The 18,723-nt window shown below is 42.9% G+C and carries 24 protein-coding genes; 11 read left to right on the forward strand and 13 right to left on the reverse strand.

Annotated elements, in window-relative coordinates; genetic code table 11:
• Window positions 1-15: 15 nt before the first annotated feature.
• The 7 genes from murB to LU293_RS07750 all read right to left on the reverse strand — a co-directional run bounded on the left by murB (window position 16) and on the right by LU293_RS07750 (window position 4,360).
• Window positions 16-1,071 (reverse strand): UDP-N-acetylmuramate dehydrogenase, encoded by a 1,056-nt coding sequence (gene murB, locus LU293_RS07720; RefSeq protein WP_242747053.1) that lies wholly within the window; start codon window positions 1,069-1,071, stop codon window positions 16-18.
• Window positions 1,068-1,529: a low molecular weight protein-tyrosine-phosphatase gene (locus LU293_RS07725; RefSeq protein WP_242747055.1), complete on the reverse strand. Its 462-nt coding sequence runs from the start codon at window positions 1,527-1,529 to the stop codon at window positions 1,068-1,070. The genes murB and LU293_RS07725 overlap by 4 nt, the downstream gene beginning before the upstream one ends.
• Before the next feature lie 158 nt (window positions 1,530-1,687).
• Window positions 1,688-2,101 carry an Hsp15 family ribosome-associated heat shock protein gene (locus tag LU293_RS07730; protein ID WP_242747058.1) on the reverse strand — a complete coding sequence of 138 codons (414 nt, stop codon included), beginning with the start codon at window positions 2,099-2,101 and terminating at the stop codon, window positions 1,688-1,690.
• Complete coding sequence (locus LU293_RS07735; RefSeq protein WP_242747060.1) at window positions 2,098-2,508, reverse strand: ASCH domain-containing protein; 411 nt, start codon at window positions 2,506-2,508, stop codon at window positions 2,098-2,100. The genes LU293_RS07730 and LU293_RS07735 overlap by 4 nt, the downstream gene beginning before the upstream one ends.
• A complete protein-coding gene (locus tag LU293_RS07740; protein ID WP_242747062.1) occupies window positions 2,495-3,031 on the reverse strand; it encodes a hypothetical protein in 537 nt (178 codons plus the stop codon). The genes LU293_RS07735 and LU293_RS07740 overlap by 14 nt, the downstream gene beginning before the upstream one ends.
• Before the next feature lie 73 nt (window positions 3,032-3,104).
• Window positions 3,105-4,208 (reverse strand): arginine--tRNA ligase, encoded by a 1,104-nt coding sequence (gene argS, locus LU293_RS07745; protein WP_242747064.1) that lies wholly within the window; start codon window positions 4,206-4,208, stop codon window positions 3,105-3,107.
• Window positions 4,199-4,360 carry a hypothetical protein gene (locus LU293_RS07750; RefSeq protein ID WP_242747065.1) on the reverse strand — a complete coding sequence of 54 codons (162 nt, stop codon included), beginning with the start codon at window positions 4,358-4,360 and terminating at the stop codon, window positions 4,199-4,201. Before LU293_RS07750 ends, argS begins: the two co-directional genes overlap by 10 nt.
• Before the next feature lie 415 nt (window positions 4,361-4,775).
• On the opposite strand from LU293_RS07750, the gene pstS reads away from it, so the two are divergent.
• The 9 genes from pstS to LU293_RS07795 all read left to right on the forward strand — a co-directional run bounded on the left by pstS (window position 4,776) and on the right by LU293_RS07795 (window position 12,148).
• Complete coding sequence (gene pstS / locus LU293_RS07755; protein ID WP_242747066.1) at window positions 4,776-5,900, forward strand: phosphate ABC transporter substrate-binding protein PstS; 1,125 nt, start codon at window positions 4,776-4,778, stop codon at window positions 5,898-5,900.
• 162 nt (window positions 5,901-6,062) lie between these two features.
• Window positions 6,063-7,031 (forward strand): phosphate ABC transporter permease subunit PstC, encoded by a 969-nt coding sequence (gene pstC, locus LU293_RS07760; RefSeq protein ID WP_242749729.1) that lies wholly within the window; start codon window positions 6,063-6,065, stop codon window positions 7,029-7,031.
• Between the two features lie 145 nt (window positions 7,032-7,176).
• A complete protein-coding gene (gene pstA / locus LU293_RS07765) occupies window positions 7,177-8,091 on the forward strand; it encodes a phosphate ABC transporter permease PstA (RefSeq protein WP_242747068.1) in 915 nt (304 codons plus the stop codon).
• A gap of 30 nt (window positions 8,092-8,121) precedes the next feature.
• Window positions 8,122-8,907: a phosphate ABC transporter ATP-binding protein PstB gene (gene pstB / locus LU293_RS07770; protein WP_242747070.1), complete on the forward strand. Its 786-nt coding sequence runs from the start codon at window positions 8,122-8,124 to the stop codon at window positions 8,905-8,907.
• Between the two features lie 415 nt (window positions 8,908-9,322).
• Window positions 9,323-10,006 carry a phosphate regulon transcriptional regulator PhoB gene (gene phoB, locus LU293_RS07775; protein WP_446030809.1) on the forward strand — a complete coding sequence of 228 codons (684 nt, stop codon included), beginning with the start codon at window positions 9,323-9,325 and terminating at the stop codon, window positions 10,004-10,006.
• On the forward strand, window positions 10,003-11,217 hold the full coding sequence (locus LU293_RS07780) for an ATP-binding protein (protein ID WP_242747072.1): 1,215 nt from the start codon (window positions 10,003-10,005) through the stop codon (window positions 11,215-11,217). Before phoB ends, LU293_RS07780 begins: the two co-directional genes overlap by 4 nt.
• A 59-nt stretch (window positions 11,218-11,276) precedes the next feature.
• Window positions 11,277-11,459, forward strand: coding sequence for a hypothetical protein (locus LU293_RS07785; protein ID WP_242747074.1), 183 nt, complete (start codon window positions 11,277-11,279; stop codon window positions 11,457-11,459).
• Between the two features lie 43 nt (window positions 11,460-11,502).
• Entirely contained in the window at window positions 11,503-11,787 is a 285-nt protein-coding gene (locus LU293_RS07790) for a hypothetical protein (protein ID WP_242747077.1), read from the forward strand.
• A gap of 16 nt (window positions 11,788-11,803) precedes the next feature.
• Complete coding sequence (locus LU293_RS07795; protein WP_242747080.1) at window positions 11,804-12,148, forward strand: AAA family ATPase; 345 nt, start codon at window positions 11,804-11,806, stop codon at window positions 12,146-12,148.
• A gap of 1 nt (window position 12,149) precedes the next feature.
• Here LU293_RS07795 and LU293_RS07800 read toward each other — a convergent pair whose 3' ends face one another.
• The 4 genes from LU293_RS07800 to LU293_RS07815 form a co-directional block, all read right to left on the reverse strand.
• Window positions 12,150-12,800, reverse strand: coding sequence for a hypothetical protein (locus tag LU293_RS07800; RefSeq protein WP_242747082.1), 651 nt, complete (start codon window positions 12,798-12,800; stop codon window positions 12,150-12,152).
• Window positions 12,797-14,344 (reverse strand): threonine ammonia-lyase, biosynthetic, encoded by a 1,548-nt coding sequence (ilvA, locus tag LU293_RS07805; RefSeq protein ID WP_242747084.1) that lies wholly within the window; start codon window positions 14,342-14,344, stop codon window positions 12,797-12,799. The genes LU293_RS07800 and ilvA overlap by 4 nt, the downstream gene beginning before the upstream one ends.
• Window positions 14,345-14,444: 100 nt before the next feature.
• Window positions 14,445-14,711 (reverse strand): cytoplasmic protein, encoded by a 267-nt coding sequence (locus LU293_RS07810; protein WP_242747087.1) that lies wholly within the window; start codon window positions 14,709-14,711, stop codon window positions 14,445-14,447.
• 75 nt (window positions 14,712-14,786) lie between these two features.
• Entirely contained in the window at window positions 14,787-15,536 is a 750-nt protein-coding gene (locus LU293_RS07815; protein WP_242747089.1) for a YebC/PmpR family DNA-binding transcriptional regulator, read from the reverse strand.
• Window positions 15,537-15,726: 190 nt separating this feature from the next.
• Here LU293_RS07815 and LU293_RS07820 point away from each other — a divergent pair, with 190 nt between their 5' ends.
• A complete protein-coding gene (locus tag LU293_RS07820; RefSeq protein ID WP_242749733.1) occupies window positions 15,727-16,548 on the forward strand; it encodes an ion transporter in 822 nt (273 codons plus the stop codon).
• A 72-nt stretch (window positions 16,549-16,620) separates the two neighbouring features.
• A complete protein-coding gene (locus tag LU293_RS07825; protein WP_242747091.1) occupies window positions 16,621-17,340 on the forward strand; it encodes a rhomboid family intramembrane serine protease in 720 nt (239 codons plus the stop codon).
• A gap of 10 nt (window positions 17,341-17,350) precedes the next feature.
• On the opposite strand, the gene LU293_RS07830 is transcribed toward LU293_RS07825, so the two are convergent.
• A complete protein-coding gene (locus LU293_RS07830) occupies window positions 17,351-18,145 on the reverse strand; it encodes a UDP-2,3-diacylglucosamine diphosphatase (RefSeq protein WP_242747094.1) in 795 nt (264 codons plus the stop codon).
• Window positions 18,145-18,654 carry a peptidylprolyl isomerase gene (locus LU293_RS07835; RefSeq protein ID WP_375540327.1) on the reverse strand — a complete coding sequence of 170 codons (510 nt, stop codon included), beginning with the start codon at window positions 18,652-18,654 and terminating at the stop codon, window positions 18,145-18,147. The genes LU293_RS07830 and LU293_RS07835 overlap by 1 nt, the downstream gene beginning before the upstream one ends.
• Between the last annotated feature and the right edge of the window lie 69 nt (window positions 18,655-18,723).

Genomic DNA, 18,723 nt, shown 5'->3' on the forward strand with positions numbered 1-18,723 from the left:
AATCTAAAAAACCACTTAAGCATGATATCCTTGCTCATCAATCCAGACAGGCTCACGCACAAGCTGCACGCCAAATTTATCATGCACGGTATCGATGATAAAGTCTTGGGATTTTTGAATATCATTGGCAGTAGCGATGTGCGGTGTGTGGTTGGTCAACACTAAGGCTTGGAGTCTATGCGTAAGGATAGGAAATATGCCACCGCCTTTAAGTCCTGCCATATCAATAAGCCAACCTGCAGGGATTTTTACGTTATTATCATCAATAAGATAGCTTGGCAAGCTAGCGTGCTGTGTTTTTAGGCTGGTAAATTGCGCCATGCTGATGATGGGGTTTTGGAAAAAGCTACCACAATTTGCTAAAACTTTCGGGTCGGGCAGCTTGCTTTGGCGAATGGCGATAACAGCGTTAAATACGTCTTTTGGGTGTATGGTTTTGCGATTGTCTTGATGGGCAAGCTTTAGTGATAACGCCGCTAAATCCCCATAGTTAGATTGCACATGGTCGCTGGACGTATGTAGCTTAAAAATAACTTCACTGATTAAGTAGCGATTTGGATTATCCTTAAATAAACTGTGGCGATAAGTAAATTGGCATTTGGCATTTTTAAACTCACACTGAGTGCCAGTCGTCAAGTCATATGCGATTACTTTTTCAATAAAATCGGACACTTGGACGCCATAAGCACCGATATTTTGTACAGGACACGCCCCAACAAGTCCAGGAATTAAGGCTAAGTTTTCTAGTCCGTACCAACCATTATCTAAGCATGTCTGTACAAATTCATGCCAATTTTCACCTGCTTTAGCACTGATAAGAACGTGCGTGTCACTTTTGGATATCGTGTGAATGCCGTTAAATCTTGGTAGTAATACGCACGCTTTTAGTTTGTTTGGCAAAATCACATTACTACCGCCTGATAGCACAAGTAAAGGCAAGCTGTTAAGCTTTGCATATGTGATGGCAGGCGTGATGTCTGCTGTATCAAAAAGCTCAATGGCGGTGTGTGCTGTGCAAGTAAGTGCCATGGTGTTAGCATGCGACAAGTCGTAATCGTGGTGCAGTTTCATGAGTAAGATTGCCAAAGTTTTAGCCAATTATCGGTGACTTTTATGATATGGTCAAACATTTTTACAAAATCATTTTTATCGCCATAATAGGGGTCGGCAATTTGACCGCTTGGATCAAAAGATAACAACTTAGCAGTGGGCTGCACTACGGCTGCTTGCAGTTTTTGTAAATTAGCAAGATTGCTATCATCCATCGCAAAAATTATATCAAATTGATGAAAATCATCTGGTTTAACTTGTCTTGCTTGCAAATTTTCAAGTTGGTAGCCAAGCTGCTTACCCACAGCGATAGCCCTAGAATCTGGCTGTTCGCCAATGTGATAGTCTGCTGTGCCTGCTGAATCTATCGTGATGTCTAGACCTGCTTGTTTACACTTAGCACGCATGACGCCTTCAGCGGACGGACTTCGGCAGATGTTACCAAGGCAGACAAATAGTATGGATTTTGGAGTAATCATTTGGTTATCCTAATTTGTTGGTTTGGATTATTAAAGTAAGTATGTATAAAGATTTTACCATCGGTGTTGGTTAAGCATGTGTATGGGACACTGCTGATTTGCCTTGCCATACCATGCCACACCATAGATAAATGATGGCATTCTTGTGATTATGCCATCTAAAATTGATTTTGAAACTTTTGAATATCTCGGCGTTCTTTTTTGTTCGGTTTGGTGGTAGGACGGGCAAGGTTTTGTAATTTACGCTGCTTAGCAAAAAATTCTCGTGTGGCGATGCTCTCGTCAGTTTCTTCATAGAGCGTTTGGGCGATGGTGGCGTTGCCACGACTATCCGATAAGGCTTTGATGATGATGGTTTTTTGTTCTTGGACGTTTGCGTGTCCTTGACGTATGGTGAGTGTGTCGCCAACTAAGAGTTCTTTACTGGTTTTGATTTTTTGACCGTTCATGTGAACCTTGCCACCTTCTATCGCTTCTTTGGCGAGCGTGCGGGTGCGAAAAAAGCGTGCCGCCCACAGCCATTTGTCGGCACGCACTTTGGTTAACTCTTGGGTTTTGTTGGCATTTATCATGAATTTTCCAAAATTTTAATTACGGTAAACTTCTCAAAAAGTAACCACATTTTATCATCAAAAACACCCAATCGCCCAAAAAATTCACGATGAGCCTGTTGCCAATAGGCAAGTGACAAATCGCCTTCGCCTTCTAATTTGGCTAAATTTTCATCAACATCACAAAAGCGAATGATGAATTGATGGGTGCTTTGGATAACACAGCGTGGGCGGTCTTGTCCGTCTGTGATGACTTGCAGGCTACCTGTGGGCGGTGCTGGGTCTTGTAAATGTTCCACCAAAGAGCCACAAGTTGCCGTCTTTTTACCTTGTATCACAAGCTCTACCAATTCATCCGCCAGCTTTGGGCTGTCGCCAAATGACGAGTGGGGCAGGGTGGTGATGTTAATATCGTTAATATTTATCATGTGCTTGGATTTTCTTTGTTGTCTTGGTTTGTTGGGCTTTTTGGTTGATTTTTTCAACCCAAGCGAGCATTTCTGGTGTTTTGGTTGGTAAAATATGAAACTCTCTACCATAATTACAGCTGTCCGCCCAACTGATAAAGCAAATAGGATTGCCAAATTTACTGTCTTGTTTTAAATAAATTTCTATGGCGTATTTGGATTTTAGATGAAAATAAAATTGATAGTTGACATGGCTAATATCATCGTAGTCTAAGCGTAATTCGTCTTTATGTTTTTTGATGAGTAGGTGCGTGCCATTATCCCAAACTTCATGCACAAGGGATTTTGTGATTTTATGAAAATGCCGAAACTTAAAATAACCAGCAATGGTGCTAAATAAGCAAAAAGAAATGGCATTTTCCCAAGTCATTTTATCAAAAGCCGCCAAGGCAATAAAAACAATAGGTAGTACAACCACTAATGGTCGTCCGATTTTTTCTTCTAACTGCAGATAGCTGACGTTATGATTTGCAAGATTTGGCATGATTTCCTAGATAAATTCACAGGTAAATAAAGGTAAAATTTTTTGCCCTTGCTTTAACCTTTGCTATAAATAACTACATTTTCTCCACCGTGCCAATGCCTAGTAGCCCCAAGCCTTGTTTTAAGGTTTTGGCGGTTAGGTCGGCAAGTTTGATGGTGCCACCTGCACGAGTTTTGAAGGGTTTGCCATCTTTGCCCAGCATCATGCCAAAGTTGTGATGTTCAAGTTTAAAGTCATCAGGCACAAAGCCTGCTTTTTTGGCGATTGCCCACGCCTGTGCCATGTGCTGGCTTTGGCGAGTGTCTGAATAGACGATGGCACGGTCAGCGTGCAGGGTCTCGTGGCGGTATTTGGCGGCGGCAATGTCGGTGGTGGTGTACAAATAGCCACCGTCTTTTTTCTGAATGATGATGCCTAAGGGGTCGCCCTCTTTATTTTTAAATTCGTCCAAGTACACCACTTGTGCCCCATCATTTTCTACGGCAATCCCTTGCTCTTTTAGGCTCTCTACGATGTCAGGTAGCATGGGATTGTATAGGCTTTCGCCCATGATGTCTTTGTCGGACAGACTTACACCCAAGCGGTCGTAGCTGGCTTGGTTCTGCTGCATCGTGATGGCGACAAGTTTTTGCCACATATTTACGCAATACTCATCGCCACTTTGTAAGCGGACGACATAGCTACGGGCTTTTTTGGCAAACTCTTCATCATTATCATAGGTCTCTTTAGCAGCACGATAAAACGCTTCTAAGTCGGACAATTCTAAATCAGACGCATTTTCATTTTGCATTTTTTCAAGATAGGCGATGAGCATACCAAACTGCGTCCCCCAATCGCCCACATGATTGGCACGAATGACGGTATCGCCCAAAAACTCCATGACACGCACCGAGCTGTCGCCAATGATGGTGGAACGCAAATGTCCAACGTGCATTTCTTTGGCGACATTGGGCGATGAATAGTCCACCACCACCGTTTCGGTGTGGTCGGAGTGAATGCCTAGATGGGGGTCGGTGCGTGCGTTTTCTACTTCTTTTGCCAAAAAATCTTTATCAAGAAAAATGTTGATAAAACCCGGTCCTGCAATCTCAAAACGCTCGGCAATGCCGTCTAGCTCGCCACTTTGGGATAAGTTATCTAGCACTTTTCGGGCAAATTCTCGTGGGTTTACGCCCAATTTTTTTTGGCAACGCCCATCACGCCATTGGCTTGATAATCGCCAAATTGGGGCTTGCCTGATTGCTTGATGACAGGGTCGGTGGTCTCGTCCGCCCCTGCTTGTATCATGGCGGTTTTGATGGGGGTGTGAAGCGTGGATAAAATGGTCATGGCGATTTTATAAATTAAATGATGAGAAAGCTTGATATTATACTAAATTTTGACCTATTTTAGGAAAAAAATTGGCAAATAAAATCAGCAAATAAAAAGCACAATAAGAAAAATTACACGTTCTTTCATGCAAAAACGCCTAAATTTTTTAAAAATATTTGTAGTTTGTCAAAGTGTGATATGTCCTGATTTAAGCAAAATAAAACGCCCTGATTGTCAGTTGGTCAAACCATGGCTTTGGCTTTTTGGGTGATTTTGTCATGACGCCAAATCTTGTATAAAACAAATTTTTATCTTGGTTGTTCAAATCACGCTGATTGTCATACAACTGTCATTTTTGCTTGTTAAACTTAGCACCAATAAGTTAGCGGTCATTCCAAACGCCCGATTTTGGGTCATTTTACAAGGTAAAATCATGAAAGCAAATAAATTCGTCATCTCGGCACTGTGTTTATCACTGGTTGCATTGGTGGGCTGTCAAGATAAATCTGCACCCGCAGAAACGGCAGAAAAGACCACCCCACAAGCTGCCGCCCAAGCAGGTTCAAACGAACAAATCGCCCTAAGTGCCACAGGTGCAGGGGCATCTTTCCCACAACCGATTTATGCTAAGTGGGCAAGCGAATTTGCCGAAAGTGGCGGACAAATCAACTATCAGTCCATCGGCTCGTCAGGCGGGGTTAAGCAAATCATCGCCAAGACGGTAGATTTTGGGGCGACTGACAGCCCATTGTCCGCCGAAGAGTTGGATAAAGAAGGTCTAATCCAATTCCCAGCCGTCATCGGTGGCGTTGTGCCGATTGTCAATATCCAAGGCGTGTCGGCAGGGCAGTTAAAGCTCACAGGCGAGATTTTAGCACAGATTTATCTGGGTGAGATTACCAAATGGAGCGACCCAAAAATCAAAGAGCTAAACCCTGACGCCCCCTTACCTGACGAAAACATCGTAACCGTATTTCGCTCGGACGGCTCTGGCACGAGCTTCATCTTTACCAATTATCTATCCCAAGTGTCTGCCAAGTGGAAAGAGACAGTCGGTGCGGACAAAACCGTCAAATGGCCAACCAGTCAGACAGGCACGGCAGGCAAGGGCAATGAAGGCGTGGCGACCTATGTGGGGCGTGTGAATAACTCCATCGGCTATGTAGAATACGCTTATGCCAAGCAAAATAATATGGCTCATGTGTCGCTCAAAAACCAAGCAGGGCAATTCGTTCAGCCGTCCCAAGAGACTTTTGCTGCCGCAGCGGACGTGGACTGGTCATCAGCCAAAGGCTTTAACCTTATCCTAACCAACCAGCCCAGCCAAAACGCATGGCCACTGGCTGCCGCCACCTTTATCCTAATGCACAAAACGCCTGCCAATGCCGACAACGCCAAATCAGCCTTGACGTTCTTTGATTATGCCTTTAAACAGGGCGATGACATGGCAAGACAGCTGGACTATGTGCCACTACCTGCGAGCGTCAAAGACTTGGTGCGTGGGCAGTGGGCGAATGTTGTTGGTACGGACGGTAAGGCGGTTTATACTGCCAAGTAATTTATAGGGAGAGCCGTGCAAGCGGTTTTCCTTTTTTGTTAAAAATACAATCAAATGTATGGAGTAGGGGCAGATAATCATCTGCTCAACCAAATGGGCGGAAAATTTTTCGTCCCTACACATTACATTTACCAAATCAAAAGCGAATGGAGAATGTCCCAAATGGATACGTTACTCGCCAAACAATCACTAACACACAAGTTAAAGCGCGAACAAAGGCTTGATAGCTTATTTGTCGGCACAACCAAATTTTTTGCCCTATTTGTGCTGTGTATTTTGGGTGGGATTTTGCTGTCGCTCATTTATGGGGCAATGCCTGCCATACGCACGTTTGGGCTAGATTTTTTGACAAGCTCAAACTGGGATGTGGTCGCAGGCGAATATGGGGTATTAGCACCGATTTATGGCACGCTTGTTACGTCTGTCATTGCCCTTGCTATCGCCACGCCAGTCAGTTTCGGCATTGCCATCTTTTTGACCGAGCTTTGCCCTAAATTTTTAAAAAAGCCCCTTGGCATCGCTGTGGAGCTACTGGCAGGCATTCCGTCTATCATCTATGGTATGTGGGGGCTGTTTGTGTTTGCACCGATTTTTGCCACTTACGTTCAGCCTGCTCTTGCCAAGACCATCGGGCAAATCCCTGTGCTTGACAAATTTTTTGCAGGCGTGCCGATGGGGATTGGGATTTTGGCGGCGGGGCTTATCCTTGCGATTATGATTATTCCCTTTATTGCGTCTGTCATGCGAGATGTGTTTGAGATTACCCCAAATATGCTCAAAGAATCCGCCTATGGATTGGGGGCGACACGCTGGGAAGTCATTCGCCATGTGGTCTTGCCTTATACCAAATCAGGCGTGGTCGGTGGTGTGATTTTAGGTTTGGGGCGTGCCTTAGGCGAGACGATGGCGGTAACCTTTATCATCGGTAATACCTTTAATCTGTCGGCTGACCTATTCGGCTCTGGGGTGTCCATCACGTCCGCCCTTGCCAATGAATTTGCCGAAGCGATAGACCCCATGCACATCTCGTCGCTGTTGTTTTTGGGCTTAATTTTGTTTGTCATCACGTTTATTGTCTTGTGTATCTCCAAAATTATGCTGTTAAAAATGCAAAAACATGAAGGCAGATAATTTGTGAAATTATGATGTAGGCAAGAAAACCGTTCGTGGTGAGCCTGTCGAACCATAATGGTTTTCGGTGGTTTTCCTACCCGCAGGCATAGCTCAGGGCGAACGAAAAACCTATCCAACTCTCAATTTTAAAATGGAAATTAAAATGCAATACGATATCAGCCAATCTTGTCCAAATCTATCAAACGTAAACTTACCAAGTTTGCCAGCCGTCAAGCAATTATGTCAAAAAACCTACGCCAAACGCCGTTTTATCAATCAATCCCTGCTCGTCTTTGCTTATGGGGCGATGGGATTTGGACTGCTTTGGCTTGGCTGGATTTTAATCACGCTCTTTGGCGAAGGCTTATCAGGCTTATCCGCCCAAGTATTTAGCCAAAACACGCCTGCTCCCATGAGTATGGGCGGTCTAAAAAACGCCATTGTCGGCAGTCTTATGATAACGGCAGGCGGTCTGTTTATCGGTACGCCTGTGGGAATCATGTGCGGGATTTACTTAGCCGAATTTGGCAAAAAATCTCGCCTAGCGTCTGCCACTCGCTTTATGAATGATGTGCTACTGTCCGCCCCGTCCATCGTGATTGGTCTGTTTATTTATGCCCTTGTGGTTGTGCCGATGGGCAGATTTTCAGGCGTGGCAGGCTCGCTGGCGTTGTCGCTACTTGTCATTCCTGTGGTCGTTCGCACCACCGAAAATATGCTTAATCTTGTGCCAGATACCTTGCGTGAAGCCAGCTTTGCCCTTGGTACGCCCAAATATAAAATGGTGGGTCTGGTAACTTTAAAATCCGCCCAAGCAGGCGTGATGACAGGTGTTTTGCTGTCGCTGGCTCGTATCTCGGGCGAGACCGCACCGCTCCTGTTTACCGCCTTGAACAACCAATTTTTTAGCACCGACATGACCGCTCCGATGGCAAACTTGCCAAACGTCATTTATCAATTTGCCATGAGTCCGTATGACAATTGGCAGGCTCTGGCGTGGAGTGGGGCGTTGCTCATCACCCTTGCCGTACTGACCACCAATGTGATTGCAAGGGTGTTAAATAGTAAATCGCACTAATTTTACTTTTAAATTCAAAAGGATAAAAAAATGAACTTTCCCAATTCTGAAATTAGCAAACCTGCTGATAAAATTACCGTTAAAAATTTTAACTTCTACTACGGCAATTTCCACGCCCTAAAAAACGTGAGTCTCACCATTCCCACAGGGCAAGTTACGGCATTCATTGGACCATCTGGCTGTGGTAAATCCACGCTCCTTCGTAGCTTTAACCGTATGTATGACCTATACGACAGCTCACGCACCGAAGGCGAGATTTTGCTAGACGGACAAAATATTTTGGATAAACACACCGATGTCAATCTTTTGCGTAGCAAGGTGGGTATGGTTTTTCAAAAGCCCACGCCATTTCCGATGTCCATCTACGACAACGTGGCATTTGGGGTCAAACTGTACGAAAATCTGTCCAAATCCGAGCTTGATGAGCGAGTGGCATGGGCGTTAAAAAAGTCCGCTCTGTGGAATGAAGTCAAAGACAAATTAAAGCAATCAGGCAACTCACTATCAGGCGGACAACAACAGCGTCTGTGTATCGCACGAGCCACCGCTTGCCGTCCTGATGTGCTACTCTTAGACGAGCCAACGTCCGCCCTTGACCCTATTTCTACAGGCTTTATTGAAGAGTTGATTGGTGAGTTAAAGCAAGATTACACCATTGCCATTGTTACACACAATATGCAACAAGCCCAGCGTATCTCCGATAAGACCGCTTATATGTATTTGGGCGAGCTGATTGAAATGGGCGACACCAAGAAGATATTTAGCGAACCAACACTTAAAGCGACTTATGATTATATCACAGGCAAATTTGGCTAAAATATTACCAAATAATTTTTATTTTGCAAAAAGTGTTACAAAGGGTAGGTATACTCTAAAATTTTGTCAAAAAATTAAAAATTATGATACATTATTGTGATGATAAATGTGATGTTTGTTTGGCGTTGTGTGAACAAATGATGCTTGATTGAATAATTTTGAGTATTGCTTTGGTATTACTTAGCGTTACTTTGGTGTTGTTTTGCAAAGATGTTAAAAAATTGTTTGTGGTAATGTTTGTGGTAAATTGTGGCAAACTTAGTAGCCTAAATTTCACCTCCTTTGATGGTGGTGGCTTAGGATTGGTAGCAAAATCTTTTACAATATGCTCGTCTAATCAATACCAAATCTTAAAGTTTGGAGGTGAATTTTCACCTAATGCACCAAATACCAAGAGATGAAAAAGGAGATAATCATGCCGACCATACTTGTGGTAGAAGATGAATCAAACATCTTACGCCTAATAGAATTTGGACTGACCCAAGCGGGGTTTGATGTCATCTGTGTGGACAGCAGTGAAGATGCTCGCAGGGTGATTGATGATAAATTGCCTGATTTGGTCTTGTTAGATTGGATGCTTCCTACCATGAGTGGTGTGGATTTTGTCAAGGTGCTTAGGGCAAATAATCGCACGGCAGATTTGCCAATCATCATGCTCACCGCTCGTGGCGAAGAGATGGACAAAGAGATGGGGTTAAATCTTGGGGCGGACGATTATATTACCAAGCCGTTTTCTCCAAGAGAACTCATCGCACGCATCAAAGCACTACTAAGACGCAGGACACCACACAAAAGCGACCATGTCGTGCAGGTGGGTAAAATTACCCTAAACCCTGCCGAATACACGGTGAGCGTGGACGGTGTATTGATCAATTTTGCCCCAACAGAATTTAAGCTTTTGCATTTTTTTATGACGCACACGGGGCGAATTTATAGTCGTGGTGAGCTACTTGACCTAGTGTGGGGCGATCATGTGTTCATCGAGGAGCGAACGGTGGACGTACACATTCGCAGGCTAAGACGTGAACTTGAAGTTGTGGGTGTATCAGACTATGTGCAGACGGTGCGTGGTGTGGGCTATGGCTTTGGTGCGGTATGATGATGGTGCTTGTTGGTGTATTGTCGTTGTGCGTGGCGGTACTATTTTTGGTGGCGGTAAGTCAATTTTATCATCTCAAACGACTCACACTGTGGCTACAAAACTCCGATAATGCCTTGCAAGCGAGTGATGTGGGCAAGCTTTTGGGTTGGCAACGCTTATATGACGAATTGTTCAAAAAAGAAAGAAGTCGTCAAAAACGAGACGACCGCCTACATCGCACCATCAATCGACTCAATCGCATGATGACCGCCATTCCAAGTGCGGTGTTGATTGTGGACGAAAAAGGCGGTATCGCATGGAAAAATGGCTTGGCAGAAGATTATTTATCCTTAAAAAACAATAAACTACCACTGATAAAACAAGTGAATGACAAAGATTTTATCCAGTTTTTGAGTGCTAAGGAAGAGAGTGGTGTAGAGCAAAAGCTGTCATTAAATCAAAAAACACTGCTGTGTACGCTCATACCCATAGAAGCTAACGCCCGTATGCTTATCGCTCATGATGTCAGTGCGTCCGAACAGCTCATCATCACCAAAAATGCCTTTATCGCCAATGTCAGCCATGAACTTCGCACGCCTTTGACGGTCATACAGGGCTTTTTAGAGACCTTGCAGGATAATGAACTTCCCCGTGAATTACAGCTTGAATTTATCGGTATGATGAGTAGTGAAAGCAGGCGAATGCTTGGGCTGATTGAAGATTTATTGACCCTGTCCCACCTAGAAAATGACGACCCACGCACCAAACACCAAGAAAATATTAACTTATCCGAGCTGATAGACAGTATCGTCAAAGACGCTCGTCATCTATCAGACAGCCATCATATTCATGCCGACATCACGCCTGATATTTATATGCTTGGGGTGTATAAAGAGCTGTACAGTGCGTTCAGTAATTTGATTTTTAATGCCATTCGCCACACCGAAAATGGCACAGAGGTTCGTGTACATCTGTCGGCAGATGATGAAATTGAGTTTTTTGTCCAAGATAATGGTGGGGGCATCAGTGGCGAGCATTTGGCACATTTGACCGAGCGGTTTTATCGGGTGGATAAGGGCAGAAGTCGCAAAACAGGTGGCAGTGGTCTTGGTCTTGCCATCGCCAAGCACGCATTGGCACGCCATGGCGGCGTGCTTGGCGTGCATAGTGAAGTGGGTGTGGGGAGTAAATTTGGGGTAAAAATCCCCATGAATGAGACGGTGAAATGATTTGGGTTTTGGGTTTTTGTGTGATAATCTAAACAAATCATTTGCCATGCAACATCATCATGAAAACCTACCTAAAATCCTTTGCCCTACCCACCGAAAGGGTGGAATATGAATACATTTTAGAACACTTACGCAACGCCACCAATTTTCACCCCTTTAACGCCTTTACCCACAAACGACAAGATTACGACCACGCCATTACGTTTGAATTTGAACCGCTGACCTTTTTTTTATGGTACTAATGGCTCTGGCAAAACCACCTTACTTAATATCATTGCCGAAAAATTGGCATTACACCGCAAAACCGCTTTTAATCGCTCGCCTTATTTTGATAATTATCTAAATCTTTGTTTGACGGATATTGATTATATTCCTGATGATAGCCAAATTATCACAAGCGATGATGTCTTTGATTATATGCTTGAGGTTCGCCATTTAAATCAAGGCATTGAAAATCATCGCCAAAATCTCATCAATGACTACAAAGAATATAGCAATATCAAAGTGCGTTCCTTGGCTGATTTTAAAGCCCTAGATACCGATAAATATAAAGCGATAAAAAAAGAGTAAAAGCCAATTTGCTTATATGCACAAGCAAAATATTCATCATATCAAAGAGCAGTCTAATGGCGAGAGTGCGTTTTTTTATTTTACCGAGCGAATTACGGATAATGCCCTGTATTTATTAGATGAGCCAGAAAATAGCCTATCGCCCAACAGACAAATGGAGCTGATGAACTTTATTACCGATAGCGTACGCTTTTATCATTGTCAGTTTATTATTGCCACGCATTCGCCGTTTTTATTATCCATGCCAAATGCCAAAATTTATGATGTGGATAATATCCCTGTCGTTAAAAAATGGACAGAATTGGATAATGTCAGGGCGTATTATGAATTTTTTAAGGCAAGGCAGGCGGATTTTGAGTAATTTAACGCTGACGAATGCGGTTTATCTTAGGCAGACAAACCTGATGATTGGCGTGATAAGTTAGCATGGCGTGAGTAATGTCGCTAAGGATTTGTTTGGATTTTTGTTTGTCAAATCCGCTGACATAACCAATGGTGTTTTTGTGTTTTTTATAAAATTGACCGTCATCGCTAAAACTGATGTGATAAAGCACCAGCTTTTGCCATGTGTGGGTGTAAGATTTTAGTTCTATGTGATAAATGCGCTCAAAACTGATGACGGTCTTTTGTTTATCACTAAATTTTAAAATACACGCCAAATGGTCTTTATCAATGACGAGCATATCTTTGTGATGTCGCCACATGATAAAGTGAATGATTGGCAAATATAGCCCAAATCCAAATACCCCCACAAAGGCAAGTGAGATTATCAATACAGCAATAACATCGCCATTGCCATAAAATAAACCAATCCATGTATTGATTAAATTAAAGCCAAACACTAAGGCAATCAAGATAATTGGCAAATGCTGGCTAAGGAGAATGCCGTCATCAAAATCATGGCTAATCGGATAAGCTGATGATAAAGACTCGTGGCATTCATCAAGTACACTAAAGCCATCTTGATGAATGCCGCTGACTTTGCCGTCCATGTCGTCAGGAACGTCTGTCATTTCAAAAATAACCCATACCCTACATTATCGCTCACTTTTTCACATTCATAGCCGATGTCGGTCAGTGCGTCCAAGATTTGTCGTGAGCTTTGGGCGGTGGCTTGTAACCCCACCAAAATCCGTCCTTCGGCAGCGCCGTGATTGCGATAATGAAACAGCGTGATATTAAAATCTTGACCTAATTTTTCTAAGAAATTTAATAATGCCCCAGGACGCTCTGGGAATACGACACGGAAAATCTCTTCATCATCAAGGTAGGCGTGTCCGCCAATCAAATAGCGAATGTGTGTTTTGGCGACTTCATCGTCTGTCAAATCATAGGCATGATAGTTATCTTCATCTAATTTTTGGGCGATGATTGAACGTTCTTTTTGTCCATCTTTTAAGCCGATGCCCACAAAAATACTGGCAGACTCATGAGCATCTTTTGATGATGGTTTGACTCGGTAGTTAAATTCGGTGATGTTTCGCCCTTGTAGTGAGCGACAAAAATCCAAAAATGCCCCTGTCCGCTCTGGGATTTGCACTGCAAAAACCGCTTCTTTGGATTCGCCAATCTCGGTGCGTTCAGCAATGTATCGTAATCTATCAAAGTTCATGTTCGCCCCTGATACAATCGCCACGCAGTTTTTGCCGAGTAAATGATGGGTTTGAATGTACTTTTTAAGACCTGCCAACGCCAACGCCCCAGATGGCTCAACGATGTGGCGATTTTCTTCAAAAATATCCTTGACGGCGGCACATATCTCATCGTTACTGCACGTGATGACATCATCTACCACGCTTTTTTGTCCATCTGATTTGGGGAGGCTGACGACATCAAAGGGGATTTGTCCGATTTGGGCGACTGCCACGCCATCAGCAAAGAGTGATACTTGTGGCAGACGTGTTCGCTCGCCTGTTTTTCGTGCGATGTTTAGGCAATCAGAGCCGTCAGATTCTACACCAATCACTTTGACGTGTGGGGCAATCTCGCCCAAAAATGCCGCCATCCCCGCAATCAAACCGCCACCGCCCACAGGCACAAAGACATATTCCATCTCACGCCAATCCTGCGATAGCTCCAATGCCACCGTGCCTTGTCCTGCGATGACAAGCTTATCATCATAAGGGGCGATGTAGGTCAGAGCATCTGTGTTTGCTTTATTTATGGCAAATTGGTTTGCTTTATCAAAACTGTCGCCATGTAGCACGACATTGCCACCTAATGCTTTGACTGCCTTGACTTTGATGTCTGGCGTGGTGGTTGGCATGACGATGGTACTGTGTAAACCTAATTTGCTTGCTGAATATGCCACCCCTTGGGCGTGATTGCCAGCAGATGCACAGATGATCCCTTTTGCCTTTTGTTCGGTGGATAATTGGCTGATTTTATTATAAGCTCCACGCAGTTTAAAGCTAAATACAGGCTGTAAGTCTTCTCGTTTTAGCCGAATGTCGTTATCAAAGCGTGCCGACAGTTTCACGGCTTGGTCTAAGGGCGTGCGAATGGCGACATCATAGACAGTGGCGGTGATGATAGAGCGGACATAATGGGTGAGCATAGGGTTCCTTTGTTTGTATCGACATGGTTGGTTGTCAGTATGATAAACAAAAACCGATAATTTAATAGGCTATTCGATTTAAAATAAAACCCATTAAATATCATGAAAAGAAATACTTTTGCATGGTTTTTAATAAATTTTCTTCAATCAGATTGTTAAAATCGTTGGGTAACACAGCATCAATGCCACAATAAGGGCATAGGGCTGTATCATTATTATCAATCCAGTCTTCTTTTTGAATATCGCTATAATCAAAATAGGTCAAACAATGAAAACACGCACATTGCTGATATTTTTTCAATAAATTTCTATGATTGGTGCAAAGTCCATGCAATGCTTTTAATTCAAAAATAGGATATGATTTCATGATGAGTTATCGGTCAAAAATAAATAAGATATGATAAATGAATTTATCATATCTTATTTTAAAGCCTATGATAAATTAAGCATCTAATTGTGCCATCACATCATCGCTAAAATTGACGTTGGTATAGACTTCTTGCACATCGTCTAAGTCTTCTAGCATATCAATCATTTTTAGCACACGCTGTGCATCGTCAATATCATCAATGTCGGCTGTGGTAGAAGGCGACATGGTAACTTCCATGCTGTCTGCTTTTAGTCCTGCATTTGCTAGTGCGTCCACCACCACCCCAAAGTCATTAGGTTCGGTGATGACAAGTAGGCTCTCGCCATCGTTTTCAATGTCGCTTGCTCCTGCTTCTAGGGCAATCTCCATCACTTTATCTTCAAGCGATACATCGTGAAAGACAATCTCGCCACGCTTGCTAAATAAATATGCCACTGAGCCAGATGTGCCAAGATTGCCCCCGTGCTTGCTAAATGCGTGGCGAACTTCGCCCACCGTGCGATTGACGTTATCGGTCATGGTCTCCACGATGACCGCCACACCGCCCACGCCATAGCCTTCGTAGGTAATCTCTTGGACGTTGTCGCCTTCACCACCGCCTTGTCCACGTTCAATGGCACGCTTGATGACATCTTTGGTCATGTTGGCGGCATTGGCTTTTTCTAGCACGGCTCTTAGGCGTGGGTTGCTTGCAGGGTCTGGATCGCCCCCCTTAGAAGCAGAGACAATCTCACGAATGATTTTGGTAAAAATTTTGCCCTTTGCGGCATCTTGTTTGGCTTTGCGATGTTTGATATTCGCCCATTTACTATGACCTGCCATAATATTACCTTTTTATTGATTTGATTGAAAATTACTACACAAAAATAATCGCCTATTTTACCATAAAATCCACCACAAAAAATACACCCACGCCAGCCAACGCTCTTTTTTATTGACAATTTATTGACAACACCAGCACATGATGAAATTTTTTGGTAAAATAAGCGTAAATTTTATTCATCATCATTCTATGAAAACCCATCATAAGCACAGCCTTGCAGAACGTATTCATATCATCATTGAAGGCACTGATACCCGCATGGGTAAATTTTTTGATGTGGTGCTACTGATTGCCATTGCGTTGTCGGTGGCGGTGGTGATGTTAGATAGTGTGCTGATTTTAAGATTGCAATATGGCAAGCTATTTTTTTATGCAGAATGGTTTTTTACGCTGTTATTCACCATAGAATACATGCTGCGGCTGTATTCTGCCCCCAATCGTCGCCGTTATGCGTTTAGTTTTTTTGGGGTGGTGGATTTGTTGGCATTATTGCCAAGCTATCTGAGTTTATTTTTTGTGGGGACGCAATATCTGCTTGTGGTGCGTATTTTGCGTATTTTGCGGATATTTCGAGTATTTAAGCTTAAGTCTTATATGCAGCAGGCGGGATTTTTGGCGGCGGCGTTTAAGACCAGCCAGCATAAAATCATCGTATTTTTTGTGTCATTGTTATTGTTGGTCACGATTTTTGGTTCGGTATTGTATGTCGTTGAAGGCCCTGAAAACGGTTTTACCAGTATTCCTTTATCTATTTATTGGGCAATAGTTACGCTGACCACCGTAGGCTATGGTGATATTTCACCAAAAACACCACTAGGTCAAGCCATCGCAAGTATGGTGATGATTACAGGTTATGCCATCATTGCGGTGCCGACAGGGATTTTTACCGCAGAGCTGACACGCACCATGCGACCACAGCTACACCCCATCTCTTGCCCGAATTGCGGCAAATTTGGTCATGCGTCCAATGCCAAATTTTGCGACCGCTGTGGGCATGATTTGCATTTATAGTATTTATGCCATATTCTTTAATGCTAATATTGCCACAGCTTAACTCCTATTTTTAATCATATCATACCAAAAATGAAATTAGATCAACTTGTTCGTCTTGCACCTGTTACGCTTTTTTTAATCATTAGTTTTGTTATCGTAGCACTATGGCAAACGGTGGCTGGCGTATCGCTTGACTCACCAAATTCAGATGATTTGATTCATTTTGGAGCCAACTTCTTACCGCTATCTTTGACGATTGAGCCATGGCGGATTGTCAGCAGTGTGTTTTTACATATTGGCTTAATCCATCTGTTATTTAATGCCTTTGCTATGTATTTTTTTGGTCAAGTGGCAGAGCAGATTTTAAATAGCTTGCGGTTTTTTGTGGTTTTTATGGTATCAGCAATTGGCGGTAATTTGCTAAATCTGTTTATCACTTGGCAAGATGTATTGGCAGGTGGGCCTGTTGGGCTGTCGGCAGGTGCTTCAGGCGGTATCATGGGTCTTGGGTCAGCATTATTCGTGCTGGCAGCAACGAAAGCTCGTACGCCATTTATTTTAAGCACGAAAAACTTAGCGATGGTGATGGGTGTTAATGTCATTATGGGCTTTGCTGTTGATGGCATTGATAATGCAGGGCATATTGGCGGTTTAATTGTTGGAGCATTGCTTGGGCTTGCTTTTGTGGCAGATTTACGCATGATAAAAGTCAGATTGGTTAGTCTGTTTTGGTTATCTGCAGCAGTGCTAAGCCTTGGATTTGTGGGCGTGTGGTGGGTGCTACAAGGCTGGGTTTTGGTCTTGGTGTGAGTGATGGGCTTTATGTTTGGTGCTTAAATGTGTATAACGCCACCGTTTCACAAGCTACCCCAATAACAGCCGTTACTTGATTATCGTTATAGTGCCAATCACCGAGTACTACTCTTGTTTTATCATGATGATTATGCACAGCAGGGCGATGCGTATGCCCATGAATGAGTATATCGCACGTTTTTAAGGCAAGCTGAACAGCGGCATCATTGACATCCATCACCACTTTGGGCTTTTTATTTTTGTCTTTATGGGCTTGGCTTTTGATGGTTTTGGCAAGTTTTTGGCGAACCACTAAAGGCGTATTTAATAGACAAAATTTTACCACAGGGTTTTGGATAATCGCACGATAACGCTGATAGCTTATATCGTCAGTGCATAGTGCATCTCCATGCTCTAGGCGAATGATTTTGCCTTTTATGGCATGATAATACGGTGCTTGAATCAGCGTGCCACGAAAAATATCACAAAATTGTTGCCCAAGGGTAAAGTCACGATTGCCATGCATGATATAAATATGACAATGATCGCTTAAGGCTTGCAATAGATCTGTCGTTTGCTTAAGCCATGTTTGATTGATAAAATCATCATCACCAAGCCAAGCATCCAAAAAATCTCCCAAAATAAATAAGTGCTGTAAATTTGGTAATTTAATCAGATTCATTAACAGATGGTTAAATGCCGCAGTCAGCGACGTGGTCTGCTCAGATAAATGTAAATCACTGACAAAAACCGCACGAATATCATGCGGTTTTGTAGTAAGTAAATGCTCAAAGCTTAAAAATACTTGTGATGAATTAGGCATTACTTTTGGATGACTTTAGCGGAATTAATAACGACAGCATCCACAGGTACGTCTTGGTGAAAGCCATAACTTGTTGTTTTTACGTTCTTAATCTGATTAACCACGTCCATACCATCAATAACTTTACCAAAAACAGCATAACCCCAGCCTTGAGGTGTTGGGCTTGAGTAGTTTAAAAAATCGTTATTATTTACGTTAATGAAAAATTGGGAAGTTGCAGAATGTGGATCATTTGTGCGAGCCATCGCAATCGTACCCACGTCATTTTTTAGACCGTTGTCTGCTTCGTTTTTAATTGGTGTGCCAGTGCGTTTTTCCTTCATACCGCTTTCCATGCCGCCACCTTGAATCATAAAGCCGTTAATCACACGATGAAAAATCGTGCCGTCATAATGCCCACTTTGAACATAATCTAAAAAGTTAGCAACGGTTTGTGGGGCTTTTTCTTCATTAAGCTCAATGACGATAGAACCAAAGTTAGTGTCAAGCTCTACAATAGGCATATCCATGATAATCTCCAAAAATAAATGAATGTGAAATAACACATACCATATTATCAAATTTTTAACAAAAAAATA

Origin of the sequence: Moraxella nasovis (assembly GCF_022701215.1) — a bacterium.
Classification (GTDB): Bacteria; Pseudomonadota; Gammaproteobacteria; order Pseudomonadales; family Moraxellaceae; genus Moraxella; species Moraxella nasovis.

Excerpts from the sequence above, each read along its gene's own strand:
- LU293_RS07825 (WP_242747091.1), top strand. The coding sequence starts at position 16,621 with ATGAAATTAGATCAACTTGTTCGTCTTGCACCTGTTACGCTTTTTTTA.
- pstC (WP_242749729.1), top strand. The coding sequence starts at position 6,063 with ATGGATACGTTACTCGCCAAACAATCACTAACACACAAGTTAAAGCGC.
- LU293_RS07830 (WP_242747094.1), bottom strand. The coding sequence starts at position 18,145 with ATGCCTAATTCATCACAAGTATTTTTAAGCTTTGAGCATTTACTTACT.
- LU293_RS07810 (WP_242747087.1), bottom strand. The coding sequence starts at position 14,711 with ATGAAATCATATCCTATTTTTGAATTAAAAGCATTGCATGGACTTTGC.
- LU293_RS07740 (WP_242747062.1), bottom strand. The coding sequence starts at position 3,031 with ATGCCAAATCTTGCAAATCATAACGTCAGCTATCTGCAGTTAGAAGAA.
- LU293_RS07820 (WP_242749733.1), top strand. The coding sequence starts at position 15,727 with ATGAAAACCCATCATAAGCACAGCCTTGCAGAACGTATTCATATCATC.
- LU293_RS07735 (WP_242747060.1), bottom strand. The coding sequence starts at position 2,508 with ATGATAAATATTAACGATATTAACATCACCACCCTGCCCCACTCGTCA.
- LU293_RS07815 (WP_242747089.1), bottom strand. The coding sequence starts at position 15,536 with ATGGCAGGTCATAGTAAATGGGCGAATATCAAACATCGCAAAGCCAAA.
- LU293_RS07800 (WP_242747082.1), bottom strand. The coding sequence starts at position 12,800 with ATGACAGACGTTCCTGACGACATGGACGGCAAAGTCAGCGGCATTCAT.
- LU293_RS07835 (WP_375540327.1), bottom strand. The coding sequence starts at position 18,654 with ATGGATATGCCTATTGTAGAGCTTGACACTAACTTTGGTTCTATCGTC.
- pstA (WP_242747068.1), top strand. The coding sequence starts at position 7,177 with ATGCAATACGATATCAGCCAATCTTGTCCAAATCTATCAAACGTAAAC.
- phoB (WP_446030809.1), top strand. The coding sequence starts at position 9,323 with ATGCCGACCATACTTGTGGTAGAAGATGAATCAAACATCTTACGCCTA.
- murB (WP_242747053.1), bottom strand. The coding sequence starts at position 1,071 with ATGAAACTGCACCACGATTACGACTTGTCGCATGCTAACACCATGGCA.
- LU293_RS07750 (WP_242747065.1), bottom strand. The coding sequence starts at position 4,360 with ATGACCATTTTATCCACGCTTCACACCCCCATCAAAACCGCCATGATA.
- LU293_RS07725 (WP_242747055.1), bottom strand. The coding sequence starts at position 1,529 with ATGATTACTCCAAAATCCATACTATTTGTCTGCCTTGGTAACATCTGC.
- LU293_RS07785 (WP_242747074.1), top strand. The coding sequence starts at position 11,277 with ATGAAAACCTACCTAAAATCCTTTGCCCTACCCACCGAAAGGGTGGAA.
- LU293_RS07730 (WP_242747058.1), bottom strand. The coding sequence starts at position 2,101 with ATGATAAATGCCAACAAAACCCAAGAGTTAACCAAAGTGCGTGCCGAC.
- LU293_RS07795 (WP_242747080.1), top strand. The coding sequence starts at position 11,804 with ATGCACAAGCAAAATATTCATCATATCAAAGAGCAGTCTAATGGCGAG.
- ilvA (WP_242747084.1), bottom strand. The coding sequence starts at position 14,344 with ATGCTCACCCATTATGTCCGCTCTATCATCACCGCCACTGTCTATGAT.
- pstB (WP_242747070.1), top strand. The coding sequence starts at position 8,122 with ATGAACTTTCCCAATTCTGAAATTAGCAAACCTGCTGATAAAATTACC.
- LU293_RS07780 (WP_242747072.1), top strand. The coding sequence starts at position 10,003 with ATGATGATGGTGCTTGTTGGTGTATTGTCGTTGTGCGTGGCGGTACTA.
- pstS (WP_242747066.1), top strand. The coding sequence starts at position 4,776 with ATGAAAGCAAATAAATTCGTCATCTCGGCACTGTGTTTATCACTGGTT.